Origin of the sequence: Bradyrhizobium sp. HKCCYLRH2015, assembly GCF_051168215.1 — a bacterium.
In the GTDB taxonomy this organism is placed as follows: Bacteria; Pseudomonadota; Alphaproteobacteria; order Rhizobiales; family Xanthobacteraceae; genus Bradyrhizobium.
This window is the reverse complement of the sequence record NZ_JBNPUO010000013.1, coordinates 129,421-143,994: the sequence shown is the minus strand read 5'-3', so window position 1 is coordinate 143,994 and position 14,574 is coordinate 129,421. Positions and strand designations below refer to the sequence as shown.

Genomic DNA, 14,574 nt, shown 5'->3' with positions numbered 1-14,574 from the left:
ATTGCGAGCGCAGCGAAGCAATCCAGAGTCGGATCGCAGCCCTGGATTGCTTCGCTGCGCTCGCAATGACGTCTTGGTGGCCTTCTGCGCTAGCCCCCAACCTTGGTGGGCGCGCCGCGCTCTACGGCCCTTACGGTCAAAGCGTCACGCGTTGAACCAGCCGCGCGCATCGCCCGTGAACGAGTAGTACAGACCCATCGTCGTCAGCGCGCAGGAGATGACCTCGATGCCGGCATCGAGCGTCATGCCCTTCTGGCCGATCACCTGCACCAGGGAGATGTCGGACAGCACCAGCGCCCCCAGCAGCACCCAGCGCGGCCAGTTCCTGCGGCGCTGCGCCGCCAGATAGACGAAATAGAACAGCAGCAGGATGACCACCCCGTTGAGCACGGTCTGCGCGGTGATCATGTCCTCGGTCATGTCGAAGGTCGGCGTCCGGTCCGACACCGCAACGGACAGCGCGTCCAGCATCAGCGAGATGTAGAGCAGCACTTCGAACCACAGCACGTTGCGCGGCACGCTCATTGTCATTCCCTGGGGAACTCGAGCCCCATCTCCCGGTAGCGGTCGGGATCGTCGCCCCAGTTCTCACGCACCTTCACGAACAGAAACAGGTGCACCGGCACGCCGGTGATCTCTGCGATTTCCTTGCGCGCCTGCGCGCCGATCGACTTGATCGTCGCGCCGCCCTTGCCGAGCACGATCTTGCGCTGGCTGTCGCGCTCCACGAAGATCGTCTGCTCGATGCGGATCGAGCCGTCCTTGCGCTCGGTCCAGCTGTCGGTCTCGACCGTGGACTGGTAGGGCAGCTCCTGATGCAGATGCGAATAGATCTTCTCGCGGGTGATCTCAGCCGCGAGGTGCCGCATCGGCGCGTCCGACATCTGGTCCTCGGGATAATGGAACGGACCGGGAGGCACCATCTCCGCCAAGGCCCGCCTGAGATCGTCGACGCCGTCGCCGGAGATCGCCGAGATCATGAAGGTGCGCGCGAACGACAGCTTCTCGTTGGCGGCCGCGACCAGCGCCAGCAGCTTCTCGCGCGGCACCAGGTCGACCTTGTTGACCACCAGGATCTTTTCGTGCGCGACCGCAGCCGCCTTGTCGATGATGGACTGCGCCTCGTCGTCGATGCCCTTCTTGGCATCGAGCAGCACGCAGACGACATCGGCGTCATGCGCCCCGCTCCAGGCCGTCGTGACCATGGCGCGGTCCAGCCTGCGCTTCGGCGTGAAGATGCCGGGGGTATCGACCAGGATGATCTGAGACGCCCCCTCGATGACGATGCCGCGGATCAGCGCCCGCGTCGTCTGCACCTTGCGCGAGACGATCGTGACCTTGGAGCCGACCAGGGCGTTGACGAGCGTCGACTTGCCGACATTGGGCGCGCCGATCAGCGCGACGAAACCGCAGCGGGTCCCGGCAGCCGGCACCGATTGTTGTTCAGCCGTCATTGCTGCCGCCGCTCACGCCTTCGCGCTCGATCATGACAGATGCCGCCACCTTTTCTGCCGCGCGCTTGGAGCCGCCGATGCCTTCGGCCGGCTCCAGCCCCGGCAGGTCGACGGCGACACGGAACTGCGGATCGTGATGCGGGCCGGTGCGCTCCACCTCCCGGTAGACCGGGGTCGGCAGGCCCTTGCCCTGCGCCCATTCCTGCAGCACCGTCTTCGGATCGCGCAGCGGGCGCCGCGGCTTGTGCATGCGCTCGGTCCAGTTGCGCTCGACGAAGCCCGCCGCGGCGGTGTAGCCGCCGTCGAGGAAGATCGCGCCGATCACCGCCTCGCAGACGTCACCCAGCACCGACTTGCGCAACCGCGCCCCGGCGCCGGCGCCGACCGCGCCGAGCTTGATGTCGTCGAGCAGGCCGAGCGACTTGGCGACGTCGGCGCAGCTCTCCTTGCGCACGAGATCGGCGAGCCGCTTCGACAACTCCCCCTCGTCCGCGCTCGGAAACGAGCGGTACAGCATGTCGGACACGATCAGGCCGAGCACGTGGTCGCCGAGAAATTCGAGCCGCTGATAGCTGTCGCCGCGCTTCTTGGACGATTTCAGCGCCGAGACGTGGGTGAAGGCGGTGCTGAGCAGCGACGGATCGGCAAAGTGATGGCCGATGCGCGCCTCGATCGCCGCATTGGCGGCCTTGTCCGCGGCCTTGGCGCCCTTGGCGGCGCCGGTCCCCGCGCTCTTGGCACGGCGGCTGCCCTTCGCCTTGCTGCGCGCTTTGCCGTCGGATTCGGCCTCGGCAACGAGCGCGGTCGGGTCGGCCCCATCGTCGGTCGGGCCAGCGGACCCCGATTCGGACTCGACGGTCTTTATGTCTGGCTTGGAGACCGGCTTCGCCTCGGTCCTGGAATCGGCCTTTGGCTCGGTCTTGGGCTCGGTCTTGGGCTCGGTCTTGGGCTCGCTCTTCTGCTCGGGCTTGATCTCAGACTTCGGCCGCGACACAGCCTTGGGCGACGCCTCCAGCGCACCCGTGCCGGGTTGCGGGCTCGATGCGGCAGCCTGCGTGGTCTGGATATCGGGTGAGTCGTCGATCATCGCACGAATTTGAAGATTCGATTCCAGCGCACCGATACCGGCCAGCGCCAGAACGCCCAGGCATGCTCGCCTTCGGCAATGGAAAAGAAGATCAGCTGCGCACGGCCGACGATGTTCTCGAACGGCACGTAGCCGACCTGGCTGAGGAAGCGGCTGTCGGTCGAGTTGTCGCGGTTGTCGCCCATCATGAAGAAGTTGCCGGCCGGCACGGTATACACCGCGGTGTTGTCGACATAGCCGTTGTCGACGCAGTCCAGCGTCTCATAGCTGACGCCGTTCGGCAGCGTCTCCTTCCAGCGCTTGACGCGCGCGGTCGAGTCCGGCTGCCCGCAGGGATCCTCGCCGATGAAGTCGGACAGCCGCTCGCGCTGCACCGGCTTGTCGTTGATGTAGAGCAGCCCTTCGCGCACCTGGATGCGGTCGCCAGGCAGGCCGATCACGCGCTTGATGTAGTCGGTGGTATCGTCCTTCGGCAGACGAAACACGACGATGTCGCCGCGGTTCGGCTCCGAGCCGAAGATGCGGCCCGAGAACAGCGGCGGCGACAGCGGGATCGAGTAGTGGCTATAGCCGTACGAATATTTCGATACGAACAGATAGTCGCCGACCAGCAGGGTCGCCTTCATCGATCCCGACGGGATGTTGAACGGCTGGAACAGGAACGTACGGATCACCAGCGCGATCAGTAGCGCATGAACGACGACACGAACGGTTTCACCGAGGCCGCTCTCAGTCTTGGTTCCGGAGGTCACGCTCATCGCTCTTTCACTGTCCCTTGGCGAATGGTCCGACGATTCGCCAGCCGTTGCCGAACACCCCTCCGTCCGCGAACACCATACCGTTCCGCGGCTTAAGGGAGTCTGTCCTGATTCTGGTGGTTAAGGCCAACTCCGGTTTGACCCAGAATCCGCCCGTGATGCAGCCGGTTCGATCCCGGCGGGTTTTAGACGACTGCGCGGGGCCGCGCAATCAATCGCCGTATCAAAACTACATAACTCGCTGAAATCGATCGCATTTTTGTTTTTCCTGCTGGGGGCGGCGGCCCGTCAGGATGTCTCGCGGCGCACCGCCGAAATTATGACGAAGGCTTGCGCCAGCGGCCAGTCGTCGGTGATCGACAGGTCGATGCGCGGCTCGTGGCCCTCGGGGGTCAGCGCCTTCAGCCGTTCGGCCGCGCCCCCCGTGAGCTGCATGGTCGGCCGGCCGCCGGGCAGATTGACGACGCCCATGTCGCGCCACCACACCCCCTGACGGATCCCGGTGCCGAGCGCCTTGGCGCAGGCCTCCTTGGCGGCGAACCGCTTGGCGTAGGTGGCGACCACCATCTTCTCGTTCTTGGCCCGCCGCTCCGCCTTGGCGCGCTCGGCCGCGGTGAAGATCCGGTTCAGGAAGCGCTCGCCGTGCCGGTCCATCACCTCGGCCACGCGGCGGATGTCGATCAGGTCGGAGCCGATGCCGATGATCATGCCGCCGTCCCCAACCGCGCACGGCCGCGATCCATCGCCGCGCGCATGGTGCGGACGGTCTCGGCGAGGCCCACGAACAGCGCCTCCCCCATCATGAAGTAGCCGATGTTGAGCTCGACGATCTCCGGCAGCGTCGCGATCCGCTCGGCGGTGGCATAGTCGAGCCCGTGGCCGGCATGGACCTCGAGCCCGGCTGCATAGGCCTGCCGGGTGCCGGTGACGATCCGCTCCCACTCCGCGTCCGCCTTGTCGTGGTGGCCGTCGGTGATGGCATCGCACCAGCCGCCGGTGTGGATCTCGATCACGGGCGCGCGCAGCCGCGCCGCCATCTCGATCTGCGCCGGGTCGGCGGCGATAAACAGCGACACCCGGATGCCGGCATCGCCGAGCCGGGCGATCGCCGGCGCCAGCGCGTTGTGCTGGCCGACCACGTCGAGGCCGCCCTCGGTGGTCAGCTCCTCGCGCCGCTCCGGCACCAGGCAGCAGGCATGCGGGCGCGTCGCAAGCGCGATCCGCACCATCTCCTCGGTGGCCGCCATCTCGAAGTTCAGCGGCTTGGAGATCTCGGCCTTCAGCCGCGCCATGTCGTCGTCGCGGATGTGCCGGCGGTCCTCGCGCAGATGCGCCGTGATGCCGTCGGCCCCGGCCTCGATCGCAAGCAGCGCGGCACGCACCGGATCGGGGCTGCGGCCGCCGCGGGCATTTCGCAAGGTGGCGATGTGGTCGACGTTGACGCCAAGGCGCAGCTTCGGAGGATGTGACTTCGACGGATCGGACATGGGCCGGCTCGCAGGACTTTCGAGTAGACTACGGCTTGTTTAGCGCATCCCGAAGCAGAACGCCGCAGCCATCCCCGCAGATTAGCCATTCACCCGGTCGACCCGCGCCACGATGGTCTTGGCGCGCAACTGGTTGATGATCGCCGAGAGATGCTTGAGGTCGTAGACCTCGAGATCGATCGTGAGCTCGGTGAAGTCAGGCGAGCGGCGGCTCATGCTGATGTTGTCGATGTTGCCGTCATGCTCGGCGATCACGGTGGCGACCTGGGCGAGGCTGCCGGGCTCGTTGACGTTCTCGACGCGAATGCGCGCCGGAAAGCGCTGCGGCGAGGTCTCGTCGACGTCCCAGCGCACGTCGAGCCAGCGCTCTGGCTCCTCCTCGAAATCCTTCAGCGCCGGCGACTGGATCGGATAGATCGTGATCCCCTCGCCCGGCGTCACGATGCCGACGATGCGGTCGCCCGGCACGGCACCGCCGTTGGGCGCGAACTTCACCGGCAGGCCGGAATTGAGCCCGCTGATCGGGATGGCAAACGGGCCGCGGTGGGGCTCGGCCGCAGGCGCGGCAGCCTTGGCTGCCGGCGCGGCGGCCGTCTTCTTGGCGCCGTAGCGCACGACGCGCTCTTCCTTGTAGTCCGGATACATTGCGCGCGCGACGTCGGAGGCCTTGATCTCGCCGCGGCCGACCGCCGCCATCACGTCCTCGATCGAGGCGCGCGCCAGACGCGGCAGCGCGCCCTTGAGCTTGTCGTCGGCATATTCGAGCTTGGTCCGCTCGAACAGACGTTCGACGATGCGCCGGCCCAGCCCGGCATATTGATCGCGCACGGCGGTTCGGGTGGCGCGCCGGATGGCGGCGCGTGCCTTGCCGGTGATGGCGAGCGTCTCCCAGGCCGAGGGCGGCGCCGACTGCGCGTCCGAGGTCAGCACCTCGACCTCGTCGCCGTTCTGCAGCTCCGACGACAGCGCGGCGAACTTGCCGTTGATCTTGCAGCCGACGGCGCTGTTGCCTACGTCGGTATGCACGGCATAGGCGAAGTCGATCACGTTTGCGTGGCGTGGCAGCGCGATGAGCTTGCCCTTCGGCGTGAAGCAGAACACCTGATCGTGAAACAGCTCGAGCTTGGTGTGCTCGAGGAACTCCTCCGGATTCGCGCTCTCCGACAGGATGCCGATAGTGTGGCGCAGCCAGGCGAAGGCATTCGATTCGCGCTTCAGCCGCTCCGTCGGCGAGGCGAGATCGTCCTTGTAAAAGGCGTGGGCGGCGATGCCGAGTTCGGCGATCTGGTCCATGTCCTCGGTACGGATCTGCAGCTCGACGCGTTGCTTGCCTGGGCCGATCACGGTGGTGTGGATCGAGCGATAGTCGTTCTGCTTCGGCGTCGAGATGTAGTCCTTGAAGCGGCCGGGCACGACTGGCCAGGTCGTATGCACGATACCGAGCGCACGGTAGCAGGATTCGAGATCGGGCATGATGACGCGAAAGCCGAAGATGTCGGACAGCTGCTCGAACCCGATGGATTTGCGTTCCATCTTGGTCCAGATCGAGAATGGCCGCTTGCGGCGGCCGAACACCCGTGCCGTGAGGCCATGCTCGCGAAACTTGCGGGCCAGCTGGCTCTCGATTTCGCCGATCAGGTTGCGATTGCGCTCCGCCAGCGCATCGAGCCGCTGCATCACCACGCTGTACGCCTGCGGGTCGAGCGTCCGGAACGAGAGATCCTCGAGCTCCTCGCGCATCTCCTGCATGCCCATGCGGCCCGCGAGCGGCGCGTAGATGTCGAGCGTCTCCTCAGCGATCCGCCGCCGGGATGCCTCCGGCACGAACTCCAGCGTGCGCATGTTGTGCAAGCGATCGGCGAGCTTGACCAGCAGCACACGCACGTCGTCGGCGATCGCCAGCAGGAGCTTGCGCAGATTCTCGGCCTGCTTGGCCTCGCGCGAAACCAGCTCGAGCCGTTTCAGCTTGGTCAATCCCTCGACGAGCGCACCGATCTCGGGGCCGAAGAAGCGGTCGATCTCGGCGCGGGTCGCCTCGGTGTCCTCGATCGTGTCGTGCAGCAGCGCCGCGACGATGGTGGCGTCGTCCAGCTTCAGGTCGGTCAAAATGGCCGCGACCTCGAGCGGATGCGTGAAATACGGGTCGCCGGACGCGCGGGTCTGCGACCCATGCGCCTTCATGGCGTACACATACGCGCGGTTGAGCAGATCCTCGTTCGTATCCGGATTGTAGGAGCGGACCCGTTCCACGAGATCGTACTGTCGCATCATGCGGGAGCGCGGCTTCGGCGGCCGCGGCCGCTCAGCCGGCGGCGAAGGCGCCAACGCGGCCGATTCGGCCGCCGCCTGCATCTGCTGAGGAGTGTGGCCCGAAACCACCATGGAAAATGACTAAACCTTTATCTTCGTGACCAAATCTGCCGGATGGCAGGCGTTTGTCGCAGCCCTATGGTAATCACGGAATCACGTTCAAATGCAAAGGCCCGGACGTGGTCCGGGCCTTCACATTCTCACAAGTTAGCTGGAGCTCGCGCTGACGGTGACGAGACCGTCACTCGTCCTCTTCCGGCTGCTCTTCCGGCGGAGCGAGGCCCTCGAGGCCCTTCAGCAATTCTTCCTCGGTCATGCGCTCGACGGCGACCTCGGTGTCGTCGGCATCGACGCTGGCACCGGCCGAGCCGATCAGCGGCACCGTGTCCGGCTCCGGCTCGTCGACCTCGACGAACTTCTGCAGCGAATGCACCAGTTCTTCCTTCAGATCCTCGGGAGAAATGGTCGAATCCGCAATTTCCCGGAGTGCGACGACGGGATTCTTGTCATTATCTCTATCAATTGTAAGTTGTGATCCCGACGAGATCATGCGCGCGCGATGCGCGGCCAGGAGAACCAGGTCGAACCGGTTGTCGACTTTATCGATACAATCTTCCACAGTGACGCGCGCCATTGTCGCTCCGGTCCTTTGTGTGCTTAATATGCTGATTATGCTGGGCTAGTTATAGAGGCTGGCTGGCTTTCGCAAGGCAAAACTGGCGTCAGGGTTCGGTAAGGGGCAAGGAGTACCGAATTCGGCAACCTTGACTGGCGCTCCGTCCAGACCCGCGGAATTCGGGCCTTGGACAAGAAAACGCTTCATTACGTCGTCACAAGTACGCCTTTGTTGCCCCGATCACTCCGGTTTGCGGTAACCTCACACCAGATGGACCGCCGACGCCTTGGCAGTATCTTGAAATGGAGTGCGCGACCGACTGGAGTCGCGCCCAAAATAGAATCTAACTGAACGCGAGACACTGAATGTCATCTTCGACCAACAAGATTGCGCTCTTCATTGACGGCGCCAACCTATACGCCACGGCCAAGACGCTCGGCTTCGACATCGACTACAAGCGCCTGCTCAAGGAATTTCAGAGCCGCGGCACGCTGCTCCGCGCATTCTATTACACCGCGATCATCGAGGATCAGGAGTACTCGTCGATTCGGCCCTTGATCGACTGGCTCGACTACAACGGCTATACCGTCGTCACCAAGGCGACGAAGGAGTTCATCGACGCCAGCGGCCGGCGCAAGGTCAAGGGCAACATGGACATCGAGCTCGCCGTCGATGCCATGGAGCTCGCGGAGCATATCGACCAGATGGTGCTGTTCTCGGGCGACGGCGACTTCCGCTCGCTGGTAGAAGCGATGCAGCGCCGCGGCGTTCGCGTCACCGTGATCTCGACCATCTCCAGCCAGCCGCCGATGATCGCCGACGAGCTGCGCCGTCAGGCCGACGTCTTCACCGACCTCATGGAGTTGCAGTCCAAGCTCGGCCGCGACCCGTCGGAGCGCCCCGCCCCGCGCGAGCCGCGCCACCATTCCCCGCAATTCCTGCAGCGCTCCACCACGCCGGCCGCCCGCGCCACGACCACCGCCACCACCACGCCCAACGATGACGATTTCGAGGACTAGGCGGACGGGCACTCAGCCTGCGCCGCCTGCCCTGTCTTCGACCAATCCCGATCGAGACTGTCCGCTGTGCCCTCGCCTCGTGGAATTCCGCGAGGCGCAGCGCGCGCGCGAGCCGTCATGGTTCAACGCGCCTGTGCCGTCGTTCGGTGATCCCGATGCGCGGCTGTTGATCGTCGGGCTCGCGCCGGGGCTGCAGGGCGCCAATCGGACCGGGCGTCCCTTCACCGGCGACTATGCCGGCGAGCTGCTCTACGGGACGCTGCTGCACTACGGATTTGCGAAGGGCCGATTCGAGGCACGTCCCGACGACGGGCTGACGCTGGTGGATTGCCGAATCAGCAACGCGGTGCGCTGCGTGCCGCCGCAGAACAAGCCGCTGCCCGCCGAGATCAACCAGTGCCGGAGCTTCCTCGGCGCCACCATCGCCGCGATGCCGCGGCTGCGCAGCATCGTCGCGCTCGGCCGCATCTCCCACGACACGCTGCTGAAGCTGCTGGGCCTGCGCGCGGTCGCGGCGCCCTTCGCCCACGGCGCCGTGCACCAGGCCGGCGGGATCAGGCTGTACGACAGCTATCACTGCTCACGCTACAATACGAACACCGGCGTGCTCACGACCGAGATGTTCCACGCCGTGTTCGCGCGTGTGAAGGCGGATCTGGATTAGGTCGGTCCGCCCCATCCTCACGCGGCGACGCGGTTGTCCTTCAGCCACGCCAGCACGTCGCCCGCGTTCCTGTCCGGAGGAAACACCGGATAGAACACGTGGGTGATGCAGGCGTCGTCCACGATCATGGCAAGCCGCTTGATCATGGTCAGCCCGGCGATCTCCATGGTCGGCAACCGCAGGGCATTGGTCAGCTCGAGCTTTTCGTCCGACAGCACCGGAAACGGCAGGTGCAGGCGCGAGGCCATCTCGGTCTGATAGGCATTGCTCTGCGTCGACAGGCCGAACACATGCGCGGCGCCTGCCGATTTCAACTCGCCGAACAGGTCGCGGAAGCTGCAGGTCTGCGGCGTGCAGCCGCGCGCACCCGGGATCATGTCCCAGTCCTCGACCAGCGACACCTTGCCGGGTTCGCCGGTCCGCGGATACGCGAACACGACGGTCCGTCCCGGCAGATCGGACAACGTGACCAGCGTGTCGTCGGTGGCACGCAGTCCGATCGCGGGAATGATCGTCCCGACCAGATGATCTGCTGCGCCGTCGTCGGTCGGAGCCGGAATCCGGCTCCAGTCGACATCCAAGAGGTTCTTCTGATTCATCGGATGCTGTCCCAAGGCTCAGGCGTGCCGCCGAGGAGCGCGCGGCAAAGGTCTCGTTAGCCGCGCGCCCGCAGCAGCCGGCCCTTCTCGCGGCCCCAATCGCGCTTCTTTTCGCTCTCGCGCTTGTCGTGCAGCTTCTTGCCCTTGGCGACGGCGAGCAGCAGCTTGGCGCGGCCACGCTCGTTGAAATAGAGCTTGAGCGGGATCAGCGTCATGCCTTCGCGCTCGACCGCGCCCATCAGCTTGTTGATCTGCTTGCGATGCAGCAGCAGCTTGCGCGGCCGCTTCGGCTCGTGATTGAAGCGGTTGGCCTGCAGATATTCGGGAATGTTGGCGTTGATCAGCCAGATCTCGCCGTCGCGCGAATCCGCATAGGATTCCGCGATCGTCGACTTGCCGCTGCGGACCGACTTCACCTCCGTGCCGGTCAGCGCGATGCCGGCCTCGATGGTGTCCTCGATCGCATAATTGAACCGCGCCTTGCGGTTCTCTGCGGCGACGGTGATCTTGGGCTCGTTCTTGTCTGCCACGTCAGGCCTTCTTCAGGAGATCCCTGATTTCGGTCAGAAGCTCGACCTCGGGTGTGGGCTTCGGCGGAGCGGCCGGCGCAGCCTCCTGCTTCCGCTTCAACGTGTTCATCAGCCGGATGACGATGAAAAGAACGAAGGCAACGATCACGAAGTTCAGCGTGATCGTCAGGAAGCTGCCATAGGCCAGCACCGCACCCTGCTTCTTCGCATCGGCAAGGTTGCCGGCATTTACCGCTTTGGACAGCGGGATAAAGTAGTTGGAGAAATCGAGGCCGCCGGTGACCGCGCCGATGATCGGCATGATGACGTCGCCGACCAGCGAGTTGACGATGGCGCCGAACGCCGCGCCGATGATGACGCCGACCGCGAGGTCGACGACGTTGCCCTTCATCGCGAATTCACGGAATTCCTTCAACATGCTCGCATCCCCCTCAAGATACGTCGGCTCAGTTGATCAGTCCGGCATGAACCATCGCCTCGCGCACCGCGACCCGGGTCGGCTCCGAAACCGGCACCATCGGCAGCCGCAGCTTCTCCTCGATCTTGCCGAGCAGCGACAACGCGTATTTCACCGGCGCCGGGTTGGACTCGATGAACAGGTTGGTGTGCAGCGGCATCAGCTTGTCGTGGATCTTCAGCGCGGTGGCGACATCGCCCTTCTGCCAGGCCTGGTGGAATTCCGAGCACAGCCGCGGCGCGACGTTCGACGTGACGGAGATGCAGCCATGGCCGCCATGCGCCATGTAGCCGATGATCGTCGCATCCTCGCCCGAGAGCTGGTTGAACTCCTCGCCCATCGCGGCGCGCTGCTGCGACACCCGCACCATGCTGGCGGTGGCGTCCTTCACGCCGGCGATGTTCTTCAGCTCGAACAGGCGCTTCATGGTGTCGACGGACATGTCGATCACCGAGCGCGGCGGAATGTTGTAGATGATGATCGGAATGCCGATCGCGTCGTTGATCGCCTTGAAGTGCTGATACAGGCCTTCCTGCGTCGGCTTGTTGTAATAGGGCGTCACCACCAGCACCGCGTCCGCCCCCGCCTTCTCGGCGTGCTGGGCGAGCTCGACCGCCTCTTTGGTCGAATTGGAGCCGGCGCCGGCCACCACGGGAACCCGCCCCTTGGCCTCGGCAATGCACCACTCGACCACCCGCTTGTGCTCGTCATGACTGAGCGTCGGGCTCTCGCCCGTCGTGCCGACCGGCACGAGGCCGTTGGTGCCCTCGTCGATCTGCCAGTTCACGAGGCTGCGAAAAGCGGCCTCGTCCACGGACCCGTTCTTGAAAGGAGTGACCAAGGCGGTGAAAGAACCCCGGAAATTCGTCTTGGCTGCCATGAAACTCCCTCCCAAACGCCGTTTGGCCCCTGTGCGAGCCACTTCATACCGGGTCTACCGACGGGGCGGAAGGCCCGCCCGCGGTTGGGCTGCCTTCTCAACAGGCACCCGAATCGCTCTGCCGCGCCCGCGACAGCCCGGCCCGCACACTTCGCACCGGGCAACCACCCTTCTCGGAACCCCCGGGCCGGCCACACGCCGCCCTTCGGTCGTGATTTCGCCGCGGTGTTGGCGCAGGTTGCAGTCCTTCCCAGTATATTTAGGATTTGTTCACCTTTTCGATAGACCCATGTTGGTCAGGGGATCGAAGTCATCCGCCGCAAAAGGAACGCCGTGCCCTTTTCTGCCCGCGCCACTGCATTGCGATCGACCGCCCTGTCGGTGTCACTCTCGGTGTCCTTGGCCGCCGGCCTGACATTGGGATGGGCTCTCGCCGGACATGGCGCGCTCGCCAAGGACCAGGCCGCCAAGTCCAAGGTTTCAGAGTCCAAGGTTGCGGGATCCAAGGCTCATACGGCCAAGGTTCCCGTGCCGAAGGCGCGTCCGATCGCGCGCGGCGCGGTCCCCAAGACGAACACCAACGAGGCGGCAGGGACGAAGAGCAAGGTCGACGCGCACGCCGAGGCGAAGGCCGAGATCAAGAACACTCCCAAGGGCGCCGGCGAGTCGCCGCGCTCGGCCCCGAGGGATATCACGCCCGGCGCGGCGGCTGCCAGCCTGCCGGCCCGCCAGCATGCCGCCCTGCCCGCCTCCCGCAAGCCCCTGGTGCCGGCTGCGATCGCCGCGACGTCCTCGACCTCGCAGTCCGACAAGGAGGCGCTCGAAAACGTGATCGAGCTCGTCCGCAAGCGCAAGCCCGGCGATGCCACCGAGGTCGTGCAGGCGATCTCGGATCCGGTGGCGCGCAAGCTCGCGGAGTGGGTGATCCTGCGTAGCGACAACAACAATGCCAGCGTCGAGCGCTATCGCGCATTCATCACCGCCAATCCGTCCTGGCCGTCGCAGACCTTCCTGCGCCGCCGGCTCGAGGCCGCGTTGTGGGACGACAAGCGCGACGATTCCGTCGTCTGGTCGTGGTTCGAGAACGAATCGCCGCTGTCGGCGAAGGGCAAGTTCGCGCTGGCCCGGGTGATGCTCAATCGCGGCGACCGCGCCAACGCCGAGCGCCTGGTGCGCGATGCCTGGCGCAACGACGCGATGTCCGAGGAGACCGAGAACAACATCCTGGACCAGTACGGCGCCCTGCTGTCCGGCGGCGATCACAAGGCGCGGATGGACACGCTGCTGTATGGCAGCGAGCACGAGGCGGCGATGCGCGCTGCACGGCGGCTCGGCTCGGGCCACGTGGCGCTCGCAAAGGCGCGAATCGCGACCTACCGCAAAGCCTCCAACAGCCAGAGCCTGCTCGATGCCGTGCCGCGCGAGCTGCACGGCGATGCCGGCTACATCTTCAGCCGCATCCAGGTGCTGCGGCGCGACGAGAAGTTCGCCGAGGCGGCGCAGTTGATGCTCAGCGCGCCCAGGGATCCCGGCCGCCTGCACAATCTGGACGAATGGTGGATCGAGCGCCGCCTGCTGGCGCGCAAGATGATCGATACCGGCGATTATCGCAGCGCCTACCTGATCGCGCGGGACGCGGCGCTGCCGAACCGCGACATCTACAAGACCGAGCAGGAATTCACCGCCGGCTGGATCGCGTTGCGCTTCCTCAACGATCCCGCCACGGCGGCCCAGCACTTTGCGCGCATCGGCATCGGCAGCGTCAATCCGACCACCCTGGCCCGGGCCGGCTATTGGCAGGGCCGCGCGGCAGAAGCGATGGGGCGCATGCAGGAGGCGCGCGCGGCCTATATGTCGGCGGCCGAGCAGTCCACGAGCTATTACGGCCAGTTGGCGCGGGCGAAGCTCGGCCTGCCGCAGCTCGGCCTCAATGCTGCGCCGAGCGGCCGCGGGCGCGGTGTCGAGCGGCTCGAGGTGGTGCGCGCGGTGCAACTGCTGTACGAGCTCGACGAGGGCGAGGTCGCGATCCCGATCTTCGCCGACATGGGCGACAACGGCGACCCCGACGTCCTGGTCGGAATCGCGGAAGCCGCCGCGCGAAACAGCGATGCGCGGGCGATGCTGCTGGTCGGCAAGGCCGCGCTCAATCGCGGGCTGCCGTTCGACCACTACGCCTATCCGGTCACCGGCATTCCTGCGTTCCGCTCGCTCGGACCGGAGGTCGAGCCGAGCGTGGTCTTCTCGATCGCGCGTCAGGAGAGTGCCTTCAACCAGGCGGTGGTCTCGCCGGCCCAGGCCTATGGGCTGATGCAGGTCACGCCGGATGCCGGCCGCTACGTCTGCAAGCGCGCGGGCGTCAGCTTCGATCTGAACCGGATGAAGACCGACCCGGTCTACAACGCGCAGCTCGGCGCGGCCGAGCTCGGCGGCCTGCTCGAGGACTATCGCGGCTCGTACATCATGACGTTCGCGGCCTACAATGCCGGCCGCGGCAGCGTGAGGAAGTGGGTCGAACGCTATGGCGACCCGCGCGATCCGAAGGTGGACGCGGTGGATTGGGTCGAGCTGATCCCCTTCGCGGAGACCCGCAACTACGTGCAGCGGGTGATGGAGAACCTGCAGGTCTATCGCGCCCGCTTCGGCGGCGGCTCGCGGCTACAGATCGAGGCCGATCTGCGCCGCGGCGCTGTGGTGGAGTAGCGAAACCGACATC

Annotated in this window: 15 protein-coding genes; 3 read left to right on the top strand and 12 right to left on the bottom strand. The window is 65.6% G+C overall.

Annotated features, from left to right (window positions below):
• Positions 1 to 144 precede the first annotated feature (144 nt).
• The 8 genes from ACQR1H_RS30325 to rpoZ all read right to left on the bottom strand — a co-directional run bounded on the left by ACQR1H_RS30325 (position 145) and on the right by rpoZ (position 7,730).
• Positions 145 to 525, bottom strand: coding sequence for a hypothetical protein (locus ACQR1H_RS30325; RefSeq protein ID WP_315803997.1), 381 nt, complete (start codon positions 523 to 525; stop codon positions 145 to 147).
• Between the two features lie 2 nt (positions 526 to 527).
• Entirely contained in the window at positions 528 to 1,454 is a 927-nt protein-coding gene (gene era / locus ACQR1H_RS30320) for a GTPase Era (RefSeq protein WP_316237451.1), read from the bottom strand.
• Positions 1,444 to 2,541, bottom strand: coding sequence for a ribonuclease III (gene rnc, locus ACQR1H_RS30315; RefSeq protein WP_434908628.1), 1,098 nt, complete (start codon positions 2,539 to 2,541; stop codon positions 1,444 to 1,446). Before rnc ends, era begins: the two co-directional genes overlap by 11 nt.
• Positions 2,538 to 3,299, bottom strand: coding sequence for a signal peptidase I (gene lepB / locus ACQR1H_RS30310; protein WP_315804000.1), 762 nt, complete (start codon positions 3,297 to 3,299; stop codon positions 2,538 to 2,540). The genes rnc and lepB overlap by 4 nt, the downstream gene beginning before the upstream one ends.
• Positions 3,300 to 3,587: 288 nt before the next feature.
• Positions 3,588 to 4,007 carry a holo-ACP synthase gene (gene acpS, locus ACQR1H_RS30305; protein ID WP_315804001.1) on the bottom strand — a complete coding sequence of 140 codons (420 nt, stop codon included), beginning with the start codon at positions 4,005 to 4,007 and terminating at the stop codon, positions 3,588 to 3,590.
• Positions 4,004 to 4,786 (bottom strand): pyridoxine 5'-phosphate synthase, encoded by a 783-nt coding sequence (locus tag ACQR1H_RS30300; RefSeq protein ID WP_434838238.1) that lies wholly within the window; start codon positions 4,784 to 4,786, stop codon positions 4,004 to 4,006. Before ACQR1H_RS30300 ends, acpS begins: the two co-directional genes overlap by 4 nt.
• Before the next feature lie 81 nt (positions 4,787 to 4,867).
• The gene (locus ACQR1H_RS30295) at positions 4,868 to 7,168 is read right to left on the bottom strand and encodes a RelA/SpoT family protein (RefSeq protein ID WP_434882464.1); all 2,301 of its coding nucleotides are present in this window, start codon (positions 7,166 to 7,168) and stop codon (positions 4,868 to 4,870) included.
• 169 nt (positions 7,169 to 7,337) lie between these two features.
• Complete coding sequence (gene rpoZ, locus ACQR1H_RS30290) at positions 7,338 to 7,730, bottom strand: DNA-directed RNA polymerase subunit omega (RefSeq protein ID WP_006612728.1); 393 nt, start codon at positions 7,728 to 7,730, stop codon at positions 7,338 to 7,340.
• Between the two features lie 347 nt (positions 7,731 to 8,077).
• On the opposite strand from rpoZ, the gene ACQR1H_RS30285 reads away from it, so the two are divergent.
• Together ACQR1H_RS30285 and ACQR1H_RS30280 are read left to right on the top strand one after the other, a co-directional pair.
• A complete protein-coding gene (locus ACQR1H_RS30285) occupies positions 8,078 to 8,731 on the top strand; it encodes an NYN domain-containing protein (RefSeq protein ID WP_315804003.1) in 654 nt (217 codons plus the stop codon).
• Positions 8,712 to 9,395 carry a uracil-DNA glycosylase gene (locus ACQR1H_RS30280; RefSeq protein WP_315804004.1) on the top strand — a complete coding sequence of 228 codons (684 nt, stop codon included), beginning with the start codon at positions 8,712 to 8,714 and terminating at the stop codon, positions 9,393 to 9,395. Before ACQR1H_RS30285 ends, ACQR1H_RS30280 begins: the two co-directional genes overlap by 20 nt.
• Before the next feature lie 17 nt (positions 9,396 to 9,412).
• Here ACQR1H_RS30280 and ACQR1H_RS30275 read toward each other — a convergent pair whose 3' ends face one another.
• From ACQR1H_RS30275 to dapA, 4 genes are read right to left on the bottom strand one after another with little or no spacing between them, the layout of a single operon-like run.
• The gene (locus ACQR1H_RS30275; protein WP_315804005.1) at positions 9,413 to 9,994 is read right to left on the bottom strand and encodes a peroxiredoxin; all 582 of its coding nucleotides are present in this window, start codon (positions 9,992 to 9,994) and stop codon (positions 9,413 to 9,415) included.
• A gap of 56 nt (positions 9,995 to 10,050) precedes the next feature.
• Positions 10,051 to 10,524 carry an SsrA-binding protein SmpB gene (gene smpB, locus ACQR1H_RS30270; protein WP_315804006.1) on the bottom strand — a complete coding sequence of 158 codons (474 nt, stop codon included), beginning with the start codon at positions 10,522 to 10,524 and terminating at the stop codon, positions 10,051 to 10,053.
• 1 nt (position 10,525) lies between these two features.
• Entirely contained in the window at positions 10,526 to 10,942 is a 417-nt protein-coding gene (mscL, locus tag ACQR1H_RS30265) for a large conductance mechanosensitive channel protein MscL (protein ID WP_316181903.1), read from the bottom strand.
• Between the two features lie 28 nt (positions 10,943 to 10,970).
• The gene (gene dapA, locus ACQR1H_RS30260; protein WP_316181901.1) at positions 10,971 to 11,861 is read right to left on the bottom strand and encodes a 4-hydroxy-tetrahydrodipicolinate synthase; all 891 of its coding nucleotides are present in this window, start codon (positions 11,859 to 11,861) and stop codon (positions 10,971 to 10,973) included.
• Positions 11,862 to 12,194: 333 nt separating this feature from the next.
• Here dapA and ACQR1H_RS30255 point away from each other — a divergent pair, with 333 nt between their 5' ends.
• Positions 12,195 to 14,561, top strand: a complete 2,367-nt coding sequence (locus tag ACQR1H_RS30255; protein WP_434908627.1) for a transglycosylase SLT domain-containing protein — start codon at positions 12,195 to 12,197, stop codon at positions 14,559 to 14,561.
• Positions 14,562 to 14,574 lie beyond the last annotated feature (13 nt).